This is a genomic window from Citrobacter sp. wls714 (assembly GCF_005281025.1).
GTDB classification, from domain to species: domain Bacteria; phylum Pseudomonadota; class Gammaproteobacteria; order Enterobacterales; family Enterobacteriaceae; genus Citrobacter; species Citrobacter werkmanii.
Map to the genome: position 1 here is coordinate 182993 of NZ_SZWZ01000025.1, position 18441 is coordinate 201433.

General features: G+C 49.5%; 16 protein-coding genes. All 16 read left to right on the top strand.

Translation table 11 applies throughout. The features are described from left to right. Positions 1 to 5: 5 nt before the first annotated feature. The 16 genes from gmd to FDX11_RS03815 all read left to right on the top strand — a co-directional run bounded on the left by gmd (position 6) and on the right by FDX11_RS03815 (position 18408). Positions 6 to 1127: a GDP-mannose 4,6-dehydratase gene (gene gmd / locus FDX11_RS03740; protein ID WP_038641779.1), complete on the top strand. Its 1122-nt coding sequence runs from the start codon at positions 6 to 8 to the stop codon at positions 1125 to 1127. Between the two features lie 2 nt (positions 1128 to 1129). Next, positions 1130 to 2095, top strand: coding sequence for a GDP-L-fucose synthase (locus tag FDX11_RS03745; RefSeq protein WP_079223534.1), 966 nt, complete (start codon positions 1130 to 1132; stop codon positions 2093 to 2095). Between the two features lie 2 nt (positions 2096 to 2097). Further along, positions 2098 to 2577 (top strand): GDP-mannose mannosyl hydrolase, encoded by a 480-nt coding sequence (locus FDX11_RS03750; protein ID WP_042307464.1) that lies wholly within the window; start codon positions 2098 to 2100, stop codon positions 2575 to 2577. Then, on the top strand, positions 2574 to 3800 hold the full coding sequence (gene wcaI, locus FDX11_RS03755; RefSeq protein WP_137397508.1) for a colanic acid biosynthesis fucosyltransferase WcaI: 1227 nt from the start codon (positions 2574 to 2576) through the stop codon (positions 3798 to 3800). The genes FDX11_RS03750 and wcaI overlap by 4 nt, the downstream gene beginning before the upstream one ends. Next, positions 3800 to 5236, top strand: a complete 1437-nt coding sequence (gene cpsB / locus FDX11_RS03760; protein ID WP_137397527.1) for a mannose-1-phosphate guanyltransferase — start codon at positions 3800 to 3802, stop codon at positions 5234 to 5236. The genes wcaI and cpsB overlap by 1 nt, the downstream gene beginning before the upstream one ends. 105 nt (positions 5237 to 5341) lie before the next feature. After that, positions 5342 to 6712, top strand: a complete 1371-nt coding sequence (gene cpsG / locus FDX11_RS03765; RefSeq protein WP_137397509.1) for a colanic acid biosynthesis phosphomannomutase CpsG — start codon at positions 5342 to 5344, stop codon at positions 6710 to 6712. A 54-nt stretch (positions 6713 to 6766) separates the two neighbouring features. Beyond that, positions 6767 to 8161: an undecaprenyl-phosphate glucose phosphotransferase gene (gene wcaJ / locus FDX11_RS03770; RefSeq protein ID WP_061382016.1), complete on the top strand. Its 1395-nt coding sequence runs from the start codon at positions 6767 to 6769 to the stop codon at positions 8159 to 8161. Position 8162: 1 nt separating this feature from the next. After that, positions 8163 to 9641 carry an MOP flippase family protein gene (locus FDX11_RS03775; RefSeq protein ID WP_137397510.1) on the top strand — a complete coding sequence of 493 codons (1479 nt, stop codon included), beginning with the start codon at positions 8163 to 8165 and terminating at the stop codon, positions 9639 to 9641. A 23-nt stretch (positions 9642 to 9664) separates the two neighbouring features. Further along, complete coding sequence (gene wcaK / locus FDX11_RS03780; protein ID WP_042307476.1) at positions 9665 to 10945, top strand: colanic acid biosynthesis pyruvyl transferase WcaK; 1281 nt, start codon at positions 9665 to 9667, stop codon at positions 10943 to 10945. Continuing rightward, complete coding sequence (gene wcaL, locus FDX11_RS03785) at positions 10942 to 12162, top strand: colanic acid biosynthesis glycosyltransferase WcaL (RefSeq protein ID WP_137397511.1); 1221 nt, start codon at positions 10942 to 10944, stop codon at positions 12160 to 12162. Before wcaK ends, wcaL begins: the two co-directional genes overlap by 4 nt. Before the next feature lie 11 nt (positions 12163 to 12173). After that, a complete protein-coding gene (wcaM, locus tag FDX11_RS03790; protein ID WP_137397512.1) occupies positions 12174 to 13568 on the top strand; it encodes a colanic acid biosynthesis protein WcaM in 1395 nt (464 codons plus the stop codon). Positions 13569 to 13716: 148 nt separating this feature from the next. Further along, positions 13717 to 14712, top strand: a complete 996-nt coding sequence (locus FDX11_RS03795) for an NAD-dependent epimerase/dehydratase family protein (RefSeq protein WP_137397513.1) — start codon at positions 13717 to 13719, stop codon at positions 14710 to 14712. Between the two features lie 238 nt (positions 14713 to 14950). Then, positions 14951 to 15841, top strand: a complete 891-nt coding sequence (gene galF, locus FDX11_RS03800) for a GalU regulator GalF (protein ID WP_137397514.1) — start codon at positions 14951 to 14953, stop codon at positions 15839 to 15841. A gap of 297 nt (positions 15842 to 16138) precedes the next feature. Further along, positions 16139 to 16531, top strand: coding sequence for an adenylyltransferase/cytidyltransferase family protein (locus FDX11_RS03805; protein WP_137397515.1), 393 nt, complete (start codon positions 16139 to 16141; stop codon positions 16529 to 16531). A gap of 15 nt (positions 16532 to 16546) precedes the next feature. Continuing rightward, positions 16547 to 17644: a CDP-glycerol glycerophosphotransferase family protein gene (locus FDX11_RS03810; protein ID WP_137397516.1), complete on the top strand. Its 1098-nt coding sequence runs from the start codon at positions 16547 to 16549 to the stop codon at positions 17642 to 17644. A gap of 23 nt (positions 17645 to 17667) precedes the next feature. Continuing rightward, positions 17668 to 18408, top strand: coding sequence for a glycosyltransferase family 2 protein (locus FDX11_RS03815; RefSeq protein WP_170975592.1), 741 nt, complete (start codon positions 17668 to 17670; stop codon positions 18406 to 18408). The last annotated feature ends 33 nt before the right edge of the window (positions 18409 to 18441 follow it).

Sequence of the window (18441 nt, forward strand, 5' to 3'; positions counted from 1 at the left end):
ATAACATGTCAAAAGTCGCTCTCATCACTGGCGTAACCGGGCAGGATGGTTCTTACCTGGCAGAATTCCTGCTGGAAAAAGGGTATGAAGTACACGGCATTAAGCGTCGCGCTTCATCATTCAACACCGAACGTGTGGACCATATCTACCAGGATCCACATTCAAGCAATCCCAAATTCCATCTGCACTATGGTGATTTGACGGATTCATCCAACCTGACCCGTATTTTAAAAGAGGTCCAACCGGACGAGGTCTATAACCTGGGCGCCATGAGTCACGTCGCGGTGTCGTTTGACTCACCGGAATACACCGCGGACGTCGATGCAATTGGTACGTTGCGTTTGCTGGAGGCTATCCGCTTCCTCGGTCTGGAAAAGAAGACCCGTTTCTATCAGGCCTCCACCTCAGAACTGTACGGCCTGGTGCAGGAAATTCCGCAGAAAGAGACCACGCCGTTTTACCCGCGTTCGCCCTATGCGGTGGCTAAGCTCTACGCCTACTGGATTACCGTTAACTACCGCGAATCCTACGGTATGTATGCCTGTAACGGCATCCTGTTTAACCACGAATCTCCACGCCGTGGTGAAACTTTCGTCACCCGTAAAATCACCCGCGCCATTGCCAACATCGCTCAGGGCCTGGAGTCGTGCCTGTACCTGGGCAACATGGATTCGCTGCGTGACTGGGGGCATGCCAAAGATTACGTCAGGATGCAGTGGATGATGCTGCAGCAGGATCAGCCGGAAGATTTCGTCATTGCCACCGGCGTGCAGTATTCCGTGCGTCAGTTTGTAGAAATGGCGGCGGCGCAACTGGGTATCAAACTGCGTTTTGAAGGTGAGGGCGTGAATGAAAAAGGCATTGTGGTTTCCGTGACCGGACACGATGCGCCAGGCGTGAAACCTGGGGACGTGATAATCGCCGTCGATCCACGCTATTTCCGTCCGGCAGAAGTAGAAACGCTGCTGGGCGACCCGGCCAGAGCGCATGAAAAACTCGGCTGGAAACCGGAGATTACGCTGCGCCAGATGATCTCTGAAATGGTCGCTAACGACCTTGAAGCAGCGAAGAAACATTCCCTGCTGAAGTCGCACGGTTACGAGGTTGCCATCGCGCTGGAGTACTGAGGATGAAGAAACAACGTATTTTTGTGGCGGGCCATCGCGGGATGGTGGGGTCCGCCATCGTAAGACAGCTGGCCCAACGAGATAATGTTGAACTGGTGCTGCGTACCCGCGATGAGCTTAACCTACTGGACGGCGAAGCAGTGCGTCAGTTCTTCGCCGCTGAACGTATTGACCAGGTGTACCTGGCGGCGGCAAAAGTGGGTGGAATCGTGGCCAATAACAGTTATCCAGCTGATTTTATTTACGAAAATATGATGATTGAGAGCAACATTATTCATGCGGCGCATCTGCATAACGTGAATAAACTGCTGTTTCTCGGATCATCCTGTATTTATCCCAAACATGCTACCCAGCCAATAGCCGAAAGCGAACTCTTGCAGGGGCAACTGGAGCCGACCAATGAACCGTATGCGATTGCCAAAATAGCCGGCATCAAGCTGTGTGAATCGTATAACCGTCAGTATGGCCGTGATTATCGCTCGGTGATGCCGACGAATTTGTACGGGCCGCATGACAACTTTCATCCAAGCAATTCGCATGTGATCCCGGCGCTGCTGCGCCGCTTTCACGAAGCCTGCGAGCAAAATGCTCCGGATGTGGTGGTGTGGGGAAGCGGTACGCCGATGCGCGAGTTTCTGCATGTGGATGATATGGCGGCGGCCAGTATCCACGTGATGGAGCTGGCTCAGGAAGTCTGGCAGGAATATACCCAGCCGATGCTGTCGCATATCAACGTGGGTACCGGCGTGGACTGCACCATCCGTGAGCTGGCCCAGACCATCGCCAAGGTCGTGGGTTATAAGGGACGCGTGGTATTTGACGCCAGCAAACCGGACGGGACGCCGCGTAAATTACTCGACGTTACGCGTTTGCATCAGTTGGGCTGGTATCACGAGATATCACTTGAGGCAGGGCTTGCCAGCACCTGGCAGTGGTTCCTTGAAAACCAGCAGCGTTATCGGGGGTAAGCATGTTTTTACGTCATGAGGATTTTGCCACCGTTGTACGTTCAACCCCGCTGATTTCTATCGATTTGATCGTGGAAAATGCCGAGGGAGAGTTTCTGCTCGGTAAGCGTCTCAATCGTCCGGCGCAGGGCTACTGGTTCGTTCCCGGCGGTCGTGTGCAAAAAGATGAATCGCTCCACGCGGCTTTTGAACGGCTGACTGAAGCTGAGTTGGGGGTGCGTCTACCGCTGTCCGCCGCTGAGTTTTATGGTGTCTGGCAGCACTTCTATGACGACAACTTTTCCGGGGATGATTTCTCAACGCATTACATCGTGCTGGGATTTCGTCTGCGTGTATTAGAAAACGACCTGCAACTGCCTGAGGCCCAACATGATGCCTACCGCTGGCTGGCGGTAACGCAAATTCTGGCCAGTGACAGCGTACACGCCAACAGCCGGGCTTACTTCTGCCCGGCAAGCCAGACCGGAGTGCCTGGGCTATGAAGATCCTGGTGTATGGCATCAACTACTCGCCGGAGCTGACCGGTATCGGCAAATACACCGGTGAAATGGTGGAGTGGATGGCGCAACAAGGTCATGACGTTCGGGTGATCACCGCGCCGCCTTATTATCCGCAATGGAAAGTTAATGGTCGCTATTCATCCTGGCGCTATCGTCGCGAGGAGGGGGATGCCACTGTCTGGCGTTGTCCGCTGTATGTGCCTGAGCAACCCTCAACGCTCAAGCGCCTGCTGCATTTGGGCAGTTTCGCCCTGAGCAGTTTCTTCCCGCTGCTGGCGCAACGTCGCTGGAAGCCGGATCGCATCATCGGCGTGGTGCCGACGCTGTTTTGTACGCCGGGTATGCGCTTGCTGGCAAAACTCAGCGGCGCACGCACGCTGCTCCACATTCAGGATTATGAAGTCGATGCCATGTTGGGACTTGGTATGGCGGGCAAAGGTAAGCGCGGTATGGTGGCGAAACTGGCCAGCGCCTTTGAACGCAGTGGTTTGCACAACATGGATAATGTTTCGACGATTTCCCGTTCCATGATGCACAAAGCCATGGAAAAAGGTGTTGCGCCACGCAAGGTTATTTTCTTTCCCAACTGGTCGGAAGTGGCGCGCTTTCGTGACGTGACCGACGCCGATGTCCTGGCGTTGCGCCAGAAACTGGGATTGCCCGCAGATCAAAAAATCATTCTCTACTCGGGCAATATCGGTGAAAAGCAGGGGCTGGAGAGCGTTATCGAGGCGGCGACCCAGTTGAGTGAGCAACCCTGGCTGTTTGCGATCGTCGGGCAGGGCGGGGGCAAAGCGCGGCTGGAGACCATGGCCAGCGAACGCGACCTGTGTAACGTAATGTTCTTTCCGCTGCAATCTTATGACGCGCTGCCTGCGCTGCTCAAGCTCGCGGACTGTCATCTGGTCGTACAAAAGCGTGGCGCGGCGGATGCGGTACTGCCGTCCAAACTGACAAATATTCTTGCCGTTGGCGGTAACGCGGTGATTACCGCCGAACCTGAGACCGAGTTGGGTCAGTTGTGTAACGCTCACCCAGGCATCGCGGTGTGTGTCGAGCCTGAATCAGTGAATGCGCTGGTTGGCGGGATACAACAGGCGCTAACCATGCCAAAAGTTAACACGGTGGCACGTGAGTATGCCGAACGCACGTTGGATAAAGAAAACGTGCTGAGTCAATTTATTGCTGATATTCGGGGTACATGATGAGTCAAAACAAACTCTTTCCGGTAGTGATGGCCGGTGGCTCGGGGAGCCGTTTATGGCCGCTGTCTCGCGTACTGTATCCAAAGCAGTTCCTGTGTCTGAAAGGCGATCTCACCATGTTGCAGACGACGATTTGCCGTCTGAACGGTGTGGAGTGCGAAAGTCCGGTGGTTATCTGCAATGAACAACACCGTTTTATCGTTGCGGAACAGTTACGGCAACTGCACAAACTGACCGAGAACATTATTCTCGAACCTGCCGGACGCAACACGGCGCCGGCGATAGCGCTGGCTGCGCTGGCGGCAAAACGTCAGTGTCCGGGGGACGATCCGCTGCTGCTGGTACTGGCGGCGGATCACATGATTGCCGACGAAGAGGCATTTCGCGAAGCGGTTCGCAATGCGATGCCGTATGCCAGCGCGGGTAAACTGGTGACGTTTGGTATCGTTCCGGACCAGCCGGAGACCGGCTATGGCTATATCCGTCGAGGCGAGGTTTCACCGTCGAATACTGACGCGGTGGCTTTTGAGGTGGCGCAGTTTGTTGAAAAACCTAATCTGGAAACCGCACAGGCATATGTGGCAAGCGGCGACTACTACTGGAACAGCGGTATGTTCCTGTTCCGGGCCGGTCGTTACCTGGAGGAACTGAAAAAGTATCGTCCCGACATCCTTGAGTCCTGTGAGAATGCCATGAGTACCGTCGATCCCGATCTCGATTTTATTCGCGTTGATGAACAGGCGTTTCTCGCCTGCCCGGAAGAGTCTGTGGATTATGCGGTAATGGAACGTACGGCCGATGCGGTGGTGATGCCCATGAACGCAGGCTGGAGCGATGTCGGCTCCTGGTCATCGCTGTGGGAAATCAGCGCCCATACTGCCGAAGGTAATGTGCATCACGGCGACGTCATTAGCCACAAAACGGAAAACAGCTACGTCTATGCCGAATCCGGGCTGGTGACGACCGTTGGGGTGAAAGATCTGGTGGTGGTGCAGACCAAAGATGCGGTACTGATTGCCGATCGCAACGCAGTACAGGATGTCAAAAAAGTGGTGGAGAAAATTAAAGCTGACGGGCGCCATGAGCACCACATTCACCGCGAAGTTTATCGTCCGTGGGGCAAATATGACTCCATTGATGCCGGAGACCGTTACCAGGTCAAGCGAATTACCGTCAAGCCTGGCGAGGGATTGTCCGTGCAGATGCATCATCATCGGGCTGAGCACTGGGTTGTCGTTGCTGGCACCGCGAAAGTGACAATTAATGATGATATCAAACTGCTCGCTGAAAACGAGTCTGTCTATATTCCTCTCGGGGCAACCCACTGTCTGGAGAACCCTGGGAAAATTCCGCTCGATCTGATTGAAGTACGCTCCGGATCTTACCTCGATGAGGATGATGTGGTGCGGTTTGCGGACAGATACGGGCGCGCCTGATGCCTGATGCCTGATGCGCTGATGCGCACCAGGCAATGCATTTAACACTCATTAAAAAGGCTCATTAAGAGTCAGGGCCTCCTGTTGCCTGAAAAAGGGTAAATCATGACAAAACTGACCTGTTTTAAAGCGTATGACATCCGCGGCCGACTGGGCGAAGAGTTAAATGAAGGGATTGCGTGGCGCATTGGCCGCGCTTACGGCGAGTTCCTGAAGCCAAAAACGATTGTCCTCGGCGGGGATGTGCGCCTGACCAGCGAGACGCTAAAGCTGGCGCTGGCGAAAGGACTGCAGGATGCAGGGGTGGATGTGCTGGATATTGGTATGTCGGGTACCGAAGAGATTTATTTCGCCACTTTCCATCTTGGCGTTGATGGCGGTATCGAAGTGACCGCCAGCCATAATCCGCTGGATTACAACGGCATGAAGCTGGTGCGGGAAGGGGCACGGCCCATCAGCGGCGATACTGGTCTGCGCGACGTGCAGCGACTGGCGGAAGCGAATAACTTCCCGGCGGTTGATGAGAGCAAACGTGGCCGTTACCAGCGGATTAATCCTCGCGATGCTTACATCGATCATCTGCTGGGTTACATCAATCCCGGCAACCTGAAACCGATGAGGCTGGTGCTCAATTCCGGCAACGGTGCGGCAGGTCCGGTGGTGGACGCCATTGAAGCCCGTTTTAAGTCGCTGGGCGTGCCGGTCGAGTTCATCAAAATTCACAATACGCCGGACGGCAATTTCCCCAACGGTATTCCCAACCCTCTGCTGCCGGAATGCCGGGCTGACACGCGCAATGCGGTGATTGAACACGGCGCGGATATGGGAATTGCTTTCGACGGGGATTTTGACCGCTGCTTCCTGTTCGATGAAAAAGGCCAGTTCATTGAGGGGTACTACATTGTCGGCCTGCTGGCGGAAGCATTTCTGGAGAAGAATCCGGGGGCGAAAATTATCCACGACCCGCGCCTGTCCTGGAATACCGTGGATGTGGTGACGGCGGCCGGCGGTAAACCGGTGATGTCAAAAACCGGACACGCGTTTATCAAAGAGCGTATGCGCCATGAAGATGCCATTTACGGCGGCGAGATGAGCGCGCATCACTATTTTCGCGACTTTGCTTACTGCGACAGCGGGATGATCCCGTGGCTGCTGGTGGCGGAGCTGCTGTGTCTGAAAGGACAGTCACTGGGCGAACTGGTCCGTGACCGGATGGCGGCGTACCCGGCGAGTGGAGAAATAAACAGTACGCTGGCAGAGCCGACGGCGGCCATTGCGCGCGTGGAGCAGCACTTTTCCCGGGAAGCGCTGACGGTGGACAGAACGGATGGCATCAGCATGTCGTTTGTCGACTGGCGCTTCAATTTACGCTCTTCCAATACCGAACCGGTGGTGCGCCTGAACGTGGAATCGCGCGGAGATATTCCGTTGATGGAAGCGCGAACGCGCACTCTTCTGGCGTTGCTGAATCAGTAATGCCGGTGCTTCCTTTGCCCGAAGATGGGCCAAAGGCGACTAACAGGAACCACGATGACACATCTAAAGAAGCGCGAACGCGCCAAAACCAATGCGTCGTTAATTTCGATGGTGCAACGTTTTTCGGATATCACCATCATGTTTGGCGGGCTATGGGTAATCTGCGAATTAAGCGGTTTGCCTTTCCTGTACATGCACCTGCTGGTGGCGTTGATCACGCTGGTGGTTTTTCAGATGCTCGGCGGGATAACGGATTTTTATCGCTCCTGGCGCGGCGTCAAAATATCTACTGAGCTGGTGCTGTTGCTGCAAAACTGGACGCTAAGCCTGATTTTTAGCGCAGGCTTAATTGCCTTTAATAACGATTTCGATAACCGTCTTGCGGTCTGGCTGGCGTGGTATCTGCTGTCAAGCGTAGGTCTGGTGTTGAGTCGTTCGTTTATTCGCTACGGGGCGGGTTGGCTGCGTAATCGCGGTTACAACACCCGCCGGGTCGCGGTGGCAGGCGACCTGCCCGCCGGACAAATGCTGCTGGATAGCTTTCGCCATGAACCGTGGCTGGGGTTTGAAGTGGCCGGTGTCTATCACGATCCTATCCCTGGCAAAAACTCCCGCGACTGGGCCGGGAACCTGCAACAGCTGGTGGATGACGCCAAAGCCTCACGCATTCATAACGTCTATATCGCCATGTCGATGAGCGATGGCGCCAGCGTAAAAAAACTGGTGCGCGATCTGGCAGATACGACCTGCTCAGTGATCCTCATCCCCGATGTCTTTACCTTCAACATCCTGCATTCACGGATTGAAGAGATGAATGGTGTTCCGGTGGTGCCGCTGTATGACACGCCGCTCTCGGGAATTAACCGTCTGTTGAAGCGCGCGGAAGATATCGTGCTGGCCACGTTGATCCTGCTGCTGATTTCCCCGGTGCTGTGCGGCATTGCATTACTGGTGAAACTGACCTCAAAAGGACCGGTAATTTTCCGTCAGACCCGTTACGGCATGGATGGGAAGCCGATCAAAGTCTGGAAGTTTCGCTCAATGAAAGTGATGGAAAACGACGCGGTGGTGACGCAGGCGACGCAAAACGATCCACGCGTGACGCCGGTGGGGAATTTTCTGCGTCGGACGTCACTGGATGAGTTACCGCAGTTTATTAACGTGCTGACGGGAGGGATGTCTATCGTCGGGCCGCGTCCGCATGCGGTGGCGCATAACGAACAGTACCGCCAACTGATTGAAGGGTACATGTTACGTCATAAAGTGAAGCCGGGCATTACCGGTTGGGCGCAAATCAACGGCTGGCGGGGGGAAACCGATACGCTGGAAAAAATGGAAAAACGTGTGGAATTTGACCTCGAATATATTCGCGAGTGGAGCCTATGGTTCGATATCAAAATTGTTTTTCTGACGATATTTAAAGGCTTTGTGAACAAAGCGGCGTATTAACATGAGCTTACGAGAAAAAACACTGAATGGTGCGAAGTGGTCGGCGATTGCCACGGTGATCATTATAGGTCTGGGACTTATCCAGATGACCGTCCTGGCGCGGATTATTGATAATCATCAGTTCGGGTTGTTAACCGTGGCGCTGGTGATCATTGCGCTGGCCGACACGTTGTCTGACTTTGGCATTGCCAATTCCATTATTCAGCGTAAAGAGATTGGCTACCTTGAGCTGACCACCCTGTACTGGCTCAATGTTGGACTCGGTATTGTGGTATGCGTGACGATGTTTCTGCTTAGCGAGATGATTGCCAGCGTACTCAATAATCCTGAACTGGCGCCGCTCATCAAAGCGTTATCACTGGCGTTTGTGGTAATACCGCACGGGCAGCAGTTTCGCGCGCTGATGCAAAAAGAACTGGCCTTTAACAAAATCGGCATGATTGAGACCAGTTCGGTGCTGGCCGGTTTTACCTTTACCGTGGTCAGTGCCCATTTCTGGCCGCTCGCACTGACGGCTATTCTTGGGTATCTGGTGAACAGTACGCTACGTACGCTGCTGTTCGGCTATTTTGGTCGCCAGATTTACCGTCCGGGGCTGCATTTCTCGCTGGCTTCCGTTTCGTCAAACCTACGTTTCGGTGCATGGCTGACGGCGGATAGCATCATTAATTACATCAATACCAACCTTTCTACGCTGCTGTTAGCCAGAACGTTGGGGGCGGGCGTCGCGGGTGGATTCAATCTTGCCTGGAACGTGGCGGTTGTACCACCAATCAAACTGAATCCGATCATTACCCGCGTTCTGTTTCCGGCGTTTGCCAAAATTCAGGACGACAGCGAAAAACTGCGGGTGAATTTTTACAAGCTGCTGTCGGTGGTCGGGATCATCAATTTTCCGGCGCTGCTGGGATTAATGGTGGTATCGAACAATCTGGTGCCGCTGGTATTTGGCGAGAAGTGGAACGGTATTGTCCCCATCCTGCAACTGTTGTGCATTGTCGGGCTACTGCGCTCTGTCGGGAATCCGATCGGTTCACTGCTGATGGCGAAGGCGCGGGTTGATATCAGCTTCAAATTCAATGTGTTCAAAACCTTTCTGTTTATTCCGGCCATTTTCATCGGTGGACATCTGGCGGGGGCGACAGGCGTGACGCTGGGCTTTTTGCTGGTTCAGGTGATTAACACCATCCTCAGCTATTTCGTGATGATCAAACCTGTCCTGGGCTCCAGCTACCGTCAGTACATGCTCAGTCTGTGGCTACCGTTGTATCTCTCCTTGCCAACCGTTGTTGTGAGCTATGTGCTGGGTTTTACCCTGCGCAACCAACTGCCGTTAAGCGCGGTGCTGGGGTTGCAAATCGTGGCGGGAACGCTGGCGTTTGCGGTGATGATTGTACTGTCGCGCCACCCGCTGGTGGTGGAAATAAAACGCCAGCTCTGTCGCAGTGAAAAAATGAAAACCTTGCTCCGTGCAGGATAAGAACAACGCTTTAAGAGGTCATAATGAAACTATTAATTTTGGGCAACCATACCTGCGGGAACCGAGGGGATAGCGCTATTCTGCGTGGTTTGCTGGATGCCATTAACGCGCAGCGTCCCGAGACTGAAGTCGATGTTATGAGCCGCTACCCGGTAAGCTCCTCATGGTTACTCAACCGTCCGGTGATGGGCGATCCATTATATTCGCAGATGAAGCAACACAACAACGCTGCGGGCGTCATGGGACGGGTGAAGAAGGTCTTGCGCCGTCGCTATCAGCACCAGGTGTTGCTTTCGCGCGTTACTGACTCCGGCAATCTGCGCAACATCGCTATCGCCCAGGGATTTACCGATTTTGTCCGTTTACTGTCGCGCTATGACGCCATTATCCAGGTCGGCGGATCGTTTTTTGTCGATTTGTATGGTGTGCCGCAGTTCGAACATGCCCTGTGTTCATTTATGGCAAAAAAACCGCTGTACATGATTGGGCACAGCGTGGGGCCATTCCAGGATGAGCAGTTTAATCAACTGGCTAACTACGTTTTTGGTCACTGTAATGCGCTGATTTTGCGCGAATCAGTCAGTCTGGAACTGATGAAACGCAGCGCAATAACCACGGAAAAAGTGGAAGCTGGCGTGGATACCGCCTGGCTGGTCGACAATCATCATCAGGATTTTGAGCCGGGCTACGCCGTACAGCACTGGTTGCACATGGCGGCAAAGCAGAAGACTGTGGCCATTACTTTGCGTGAACTGGCGCCATTTGATAAGCGTCTGGGAACCACGCAACAGGCCTATGAACAAGCCTTTGCCGGGGTAGTGAACCGCATTCTCGCTGAAGGATACCAGGTGATAGCGCTGTCAACCTGTACCGGTATTGATAGTTACAACAAAGATGACCGTATGGTGGCGTTGAACCTGCGTCAGTATGTTAACGATCCGGCCCGTTATCACGTGGTCATGGATGAACTCAACGACCTTGAGATGGGTAAAATTCTCGGGGCATGCGACCTGACAGTGGGCACCCGCCTGCACTCTGCCATCATTTCGATGAATTTTATGACACCCGCCATCGCCATTAACTACGAGCACAAGTCGGCAGGAATCATGCAGCAACTGGGATTACCGGAAATGGCCGTCGATATTCGCCATCTTTTAGATGGCAGTCTGGAGGGCAAGGTCGCCGATATTCTCGGACAGCTTCCCGAACTGAACATACGGGTAGGGGATGCGGTTATGCGTGAACGCGAACGTGGGGTGCGCATGGTGGAGTCGGTATTAACGCGCATTGAGGGGGAAAAATGAAGATTGGTTTTTTCCTGCTTAAATTTCCACTCTCCTCAGAGACCTTCGTATTAAATCAGATCACTGCGTTCATCGATATGGGCTATGAGGTGGAGATTGTCGCGATGCATAAGGGCGATCTTGAAAATACGCATGCCTCATTTAATACCTACCAATTGGGCGACAAAACGCGCTGGCTGCTGAATGAACCGGACGGCAAACTGGCAAAGCTGAAATTCAGGGCGGCTGCTGCATTGCAGGGCATCACCCGTGCGGCCACCTGGAAAGCGCTGAATGTCTCTCGCTATGGCGACGAGGCACGCAATCTGATTTTGGCGGCTATTTGCGGTGGGAATCCGCAGGCATTTCAGGCGGATGTCTTTATAGCGCACTTTGGCCCGGCAGGCGTGACGGCTGCCAAACTGCGTGAGCTTGGGATGCTCCGCGGGAAAATAGCCACGGTATTTCATGGAGTTGATGTTTCGCACCGGGACGTTTTGGCCCGCTATACCCCCGAATATCAGCAGCTGTTTCAGCGCGGTGACTTGATGCTGCCCATCAGCAATCTCTGGGCCGGACGGTTAAAAAACATGGGATGTCCGCCGCAGAAAATTGCCGTCTCGCGTATGGGAATCGATATGACGCGCTTTACCCCGCGCCAACTGAAATCGCCAGCCGCACCGTTGGAGATTATCTCTGTCGCGCGCTTAACCGAGAAAAAAGGGCTGCACGTCGCCATCGAAGCCTGTAGGCAGTTGAAAGAGCAGGGCGTTTTATTTCGCTATCGCATTCTTGGCATTGGTCCCTGGGAGCGTCGTCTGCGGACGCTGATTGAACAATATCAACTCGATGATGTGATTGAGATGCCCGGCTTTAAACCCAGCCATCAGGTGAAGGAGATGCTTGAGCAGGCAGATGTATTTCTGCTGCCTTCCATCACCGGCAGGGATGGTGATATGGAAGGGATCCCGGTAGCGCTGATGGAGGCGATGGCGGTGGGGATCCCAGTTATTTCGACGGTTCACAGCGGGATCCCTGAGCTGATCGAGTCGGGTAAATCTGGCTGGCTGGCGCCGGAAAACGATGCTCAGGCGCTGGCTGAACGGTTGGCGGCATTCAGCCAGCTCGACAGTGAGCAGGTGCAGCCGATTGTGCAATGCGCGCGAGAAAAAATTGAAACTGAATTTAATCAGTTAGCGATTAATAAACAGTTAGCCAGCCTGCTGCAAACGATGTAAATCGAGGTTGTATGTCAGAGAAAAAACTCTCACGTCGTGCTTTTCTGACGGCAGGCTCTGCGCTTGTCGTGCTGCACTCTCCCGTAGGTCGGGCGCTTGAATCATCTGGCAGCGTCAATATTCAGGATTACAACCCAAAGGATTGGGTCGCATCTTTCAGGCAGGCATTCACGGAAGGGCAAACGGTAGTCGTACCCGAAGGGCTGGAATGTAAGAATATCAATACTGCGATTGTTATTCCGCCAGGCAAAACGCTATCCGTTCAAGGCCGCATAAGCGGCAGTGGGCGTGGGCGCTTTGTTCTGCAGGATGGATGCAAGGTGATGGGCGAGCAGGGCGGGAGCCTGAGGAATGTTACCCTCGATGTGCGGGGGTCGGACTGCGTAATAAAAGGGATTGCCATGAGTGGTTTTGCTCCGGTAACGCAAATCTATATTGGCGGCAAAACCTCAAGGCTGATGCGCAATCTGACGATCGATGATATTACCGTCACGCGTGCTAACTATGGGATCCTGCGTCAGGGCTTTCATAACTGCATGGATGGCGTAAAGATCACGAACAGTCGTTTTAGCGATTTGCAGGGTGACGCTATCGAGTGGAATGTGGCGATAAACGACAGCAATATCCTCATTTCTGATCACGTTATCGAACGTATCAACTGTACCAACGGCAATGTGAACTGGGGCATCGGTATCGGGTTGGCGGGGAGTACTTATGACAATAGCTATCCCGAGGAACTGGCGGTAAAAAACTTTGTGGTGGCGAATATCACCGGTTCCGACTGCCGGCAACTAGTGCATGTGGAGAACGGCAAACACTTTATCATTCGTAATATTACCGCGCGAAATATCACTCCGGATTATAGTAAGAAAGCGGGCATTGATAATGCGACGGTCGCGATTTATGGGTGTGATAATTTCGTTATTGATAATATCAATATGGAGAATAGCGCAGGTATGCTCATTGGCTATGGCGTCATCAAAGGGCGATATTTATCCATTCCGCAAAATTTTAAGTTAAATAATATTCATCTGGATAACTCGAAACTGGAATACAAATTACGTGGCATCCAGATCTCCTCCGGTAATGCCACGTCTTTTGTGGCCATCACTAATCTAGAGATGAAGCGCGCCACGCTGGAGTTGCACAACCAACCGCAGCACCTTTTCTTACGCAACATCAAGGTCATGCAGCAATCCACGACGGGACCCGCACTCAAGATGCATTTTGATCTTCGCCAGGATGTACGCGGAAAATTTATGGCTAAACAGGATACCTTGCTATCACTGGCGAATATCCATGCGGTAAACGAAACCGGGCAAAGTTCAGTTGACATTGACCGTGTAAACCATCAGGTGGTGAATGTCGAAGCGGTGAATTTCCGACTGCCGGGGCAGGGGAGGTAACCCCACCATAATCTTACTGGATATCATTGGCTAAAAGATTATAATCACTCAATTACTGTTAAAGCTGGGGCTGGGCAGCGTTGACTACTCAGGGAAGATGCTCATCTTTATCATATGATTCTTGTATTTTGAACAGACAAAGTGATTTATGAACGATAAAGTTTTGCTCATCGGTGCCTCGGGATTCGTGGGGACCAGACTCCTGGAAACGGCTATTGGAGATTTTGATATCCACAATCTGGATAAACAGCAAAGTCACTTCTATCCGCAAATCACGCAAATTGGCGATGTTCGCGATCAACAAGCTCTGGATCAGGCGCTTTCAGGCTATGACACAATCGTTTTGTTAGCAGCTGAACACCGTGATGATGTCAGTCCTACGTCACTCTACTATGATGTGAACGTTCAAGGGACGCGCAATGTATTGGCTGCTATGGAGAAAAATGATGTTAAGAATATCATTTTTACCAGTTCAGTTGCCGTTTATGGTCTGAATAAAACTAATCCTGATGAAAATCATCCGCATGATCCTTTCAACCACTATGGTAAAAGCAAGTGGCAAGCGGAAGAGGTTCTCCGTGAATGGCATGCTAAAGCGCCTGACGATCGTCCGCTGACTATCATTCGTCCAACCGTTATCTTTGGTGAGCGCAACCGTGGTAACGTTTATAATCTGCTCAAGCAGATTGCTGGCGGTAAGTTTATGATGGTTGGGGCTGGTACTAATTATAAATCAATGGCTTATGTGGGTAATATTGTTGAGTTTATCAAGTATAAACTGAAGAATGTGACTGCTGGTTATGAGGTTTATAATTACGTTGATAAACCCGATCTCAATATGAATCAACTGGTTACTGAAGTTGAACAGAGTTTAAGTAAAAAAATCCCCTCAGCACACTTACCCTACGCCTTAGGCATGTTAGGCGGTTATTGCTTTGATATTTTGGGCAAACTGACCGGTAAAAAATATGCAGTCAGCTCTGTGCGCGTGAAGAAGTTCTGTGCCACCACACAGTTTGATGCAACGAAAGTCCACTCATCAGGTTTTGTGGCACCGTACACATTGTCTCAGGGATTGGATCGCACTTTAAAATACGAATTTTTGCATGATAAGAAAGATGACATTACGTTCGTCTCTGAGTGATCATTGTTGCAATTAACATCCGGGACGTAGTTAGCAACGATTTTCGGAAACGGTATAATAAATGGTGATTTCAGCACGTTTCCGAAGAATCTGAGTTCACCTCTGTGCTGGTGAAGTGTAGTGTTTGCGTTCGGTTTACCTTAACCAGTCTGTTTGGTGTTAAGGATGGAGCCAGCGGTACTGGCTAACATACGGCTAAAGTCTATACTTTATCAGCCGTTAAGAGGTAGGAGATAGAATGACTAACTTGAAAGCAGTTATCCCGGTAGCGGGCCTGGGGATGCACATGTTGCCGGCTACGAAGGCAATCCCAAAAGAGATGCTGCCAATCGTAGACAAGCCGATGATTCAATACATTGTCGACGAAATAGTAGCTGCTGGCATTAAAGAAATCGTTCTGGTGACTCATGCATCAAAGAATGCGGTAGAAAACCACTTCGATACGTCTTATGAACTCGAGTCTTTGCTTGAGCAGCGCGTCAAGCGCCAGTTGCTGGCCGAAGTGCAGTCTATCTGTCCTCCAGGCGTAACTATCATGAACGTTCGTCAGGCTCAGTTGCTGGGGCTGGGTCATTCAATTCTCTGTGCTCGCCCAATTGTTGGGGACAACCCGTTTGTTGTGGTGCTCCCTGATGTCGTTCTTGATACCGCGAGTGCGGATCCTCTGCGCTACAACCTGGCCGCCATGGTTGCTCGTTTTAATGAAACGGGGCGTAGTCAGGTTCTGGCTAAGCGTATGGAAGGCGATCTGTCCGAGTATTCGGTTATTCAGACCAAAGAGCCTTTGGATAACGAAGGTAAAGTCAGTCGCATCGTTGAATTCATTGAGAAACCCGATCAGCCGCAAACGCTGGATTCCGATCTGATGGCCGTAGGGCGCTATGTGCTGTCTGCTGACATTTGGGCGGAATTAGAGCATACACAACCTGGTGCCTGGGGCCGTATCCAGTTAACGGATGCTATTGCAGAACTGGCGAAAAAACAGTCTGTCGATGCGATGTTGATGACAGGCGACAGCTACGACTGTGGTAAAAAAATGGGCTATATGCAGGCGTTCGTGAAGTATGGGCTGCGGAACTTGAAGGAAGGGGCGAAGTTTCGGGAAAGCATCAAATCCTTGCTCTCCTAAGTATTACCTAATCATTTCATTGAAATGCGGTAGCCTTGTACTCCACATCTTCTATTTATGGAGTGCATGCTACCTTTTATGTATTTGCCCGTGAGAAAATGCAGTAATCTTGGGCGTTATAACCTTTAAAAGTTATCGGTAGACTGTTGTAGTGATAAGTAACAGCGCCTGAATCACTCGTTTTGTTGAGGGAATAGTTGGCGACGTGGATAATTTGTCAAATAGTGCACGGGTAGCTGTTAAGCCTGGGGCGGTAGCGTGTTTAAATGTGGTGTAGCAATTTTAGAGGATTAAAGAATGAAGAAAGTTATTACTTTTGGGACATTTGATATATTTCATATAGGCCACATTAATATTTTAGAAAGAGCTGCGGAGTTTGGTGATTATCTTATTGTGGGTGTATCTTCGGATGAACTCAATTTCTCTAAAAAACAACGATATCCAGTCTATAATGAAAAGGAAAGGGTGAAGATTATCTCTTCATTGAGAGTGGTCAATGAGGTATTTATAGAAGAATCATTAGAACTGAAACTAGAATATATAAAAAAATATAATGCGGATGTTTTGGTGATGGGTGATGATTGGGAAGGGCGGTTTGATTGGGTTAAACCTGCATGTGAAGTGATTTATTTACCAAGGACACCTTCTGTTTCTACTACAGAAATAATTGAGATATGTAGTAAAAGGTAGGAAAGAGAAATATTAATGAAATATATCAGGGTTATGCTAGAGTTAATAACTCTTGCGGTGCTACTTCCTTTTAATCGTTTGATTTCAAAAAAATATTACATATTCTATTCTCCACTTGGCTATGTAGGCAATGTTAGGTATGTTTTTGAATATTTTGAAAAAAAAGGCGAGCATGTAATATTTATAACTAATGATCATCTAAAAAAATCATATTTTTCTACATTGTTTAAATTGATCCAGGGACGTTATGTTTTTCTCACGCATGGCGTTGGCCGGCTTCCTTTCCTTTTTTTCCTTAATCAACGTGTACAGCTATGGCATGGGTTACCAATAAAAAAAATTCTGCTGGATTATCGTGGTGATTATCAAAAAAGCAAATATTGTTTCATAAATGTGCTATTAAAAAAAATACTCAAAGCTAGAATAAATTTATTTTATAATTATCTGGTTACTTCAGATAGTGAGCTTGGTACACATTTATCTCAGTCGATGGCTTTGCCATCGCAAAGAGTGCTAAAGTTAGGCACGCCATCTATTGCAAAATCATACGAATATTATGCCTTAAATAAAGGAAATTCCGCTGGTACTAGTTCTATCTACAAAGTATTGTATATGCCAACGTGGAGAGATGGCAGTAGTACAGTCTCAGAGATTATTGATAGCTTTATCAGTGAACATGCGTTCTTTAAGGAAAATAATATTGAGATTTTCTGTAAACTGCATCCTTTAGACATTAAATATAACAGAACAAAAGAAATTCCTGTGAATGGTAATATTCATCTCCTGGAGCAATCAGAAGACATTGTTAAGTTATTATCAGGTTTTGATTGTTTGATAACTGATTATTCTAGTGTATGTTTTGAATTTTTCCCACAGCAAAAACCATGTATTTTTTATGTGCCAGATCTAATCGATTATTTTAATAAACGAGAAGCTTATATTAATGTAGAGCATTTTTATTCTGGGCAACCTCGTGATATTCAAATGTTGAAAAATACTCTGCTGGAGTCACGTAATGGCAGATGTAAAAACATCGATTACAAATTTTATTGCGGAGACAATACTTCGGCACTAGAAAATATTTATAATAAATTTACAAACTGCAAGCTTTAAATATCATAGTGTTGGAATTAGAAATGGTAGATGAAATTTTTTCAATTATTATGCCTGCATATAATGCAGAGAAAACTATCGCAGCGAGTATCAATTCTGTGTTAATGCAAAGTGAGAGCGACTTTAAATTATATATAGTTAATGATTACTCAACGGACCGCACTAAGGAAATAATCTTGTCATTTTCTGACAAGAGAATCATATATTTAGAGAATGAAGTTAACATGGGGGTGGCTGGAACCAGAAATAAAGCGATAGAGGCATGTAATGGAATATATATATGCTTTCTGGATAGCGATGATTTATGGCATCCTCAAAAACTTGAAAAGCAATTAAGTGTATTAAATAAAGGCTGGGATGTTGTTGCAAATAATTACTCCACCTTCAAAGATGATATTGCAAATGTAGTTAACAAACGAATTTCTCCGGAAATAATAAATTTCAACGACATGTTGAAAAGTAATTATATTGGTAATCTTACCGGTATATATAATGCGAAGAAATTAGGTAAATTTTATCAAAAAACAATTGGCCACGAAGATTATGTCATGTGGCTGGAGATCTTCGCAAAAAGTAGGCAGGCTTATTGTATTCAAGAGAATCTCGCTTACTATAGGCTTTCTAAAAATTCTGTTTCGGCTAATAAATTAATCGTAATGATATGGCAGTGGACTATTTACCGAAAAGTATTACATCTTCCTGTAATAAAGTCGATATATTACTTCCTTTGTTATGTTTATTTGGGGCTTGCAAAACGAGTATGAATGTTACTGATTTAACTCAAATAATAAATTTCT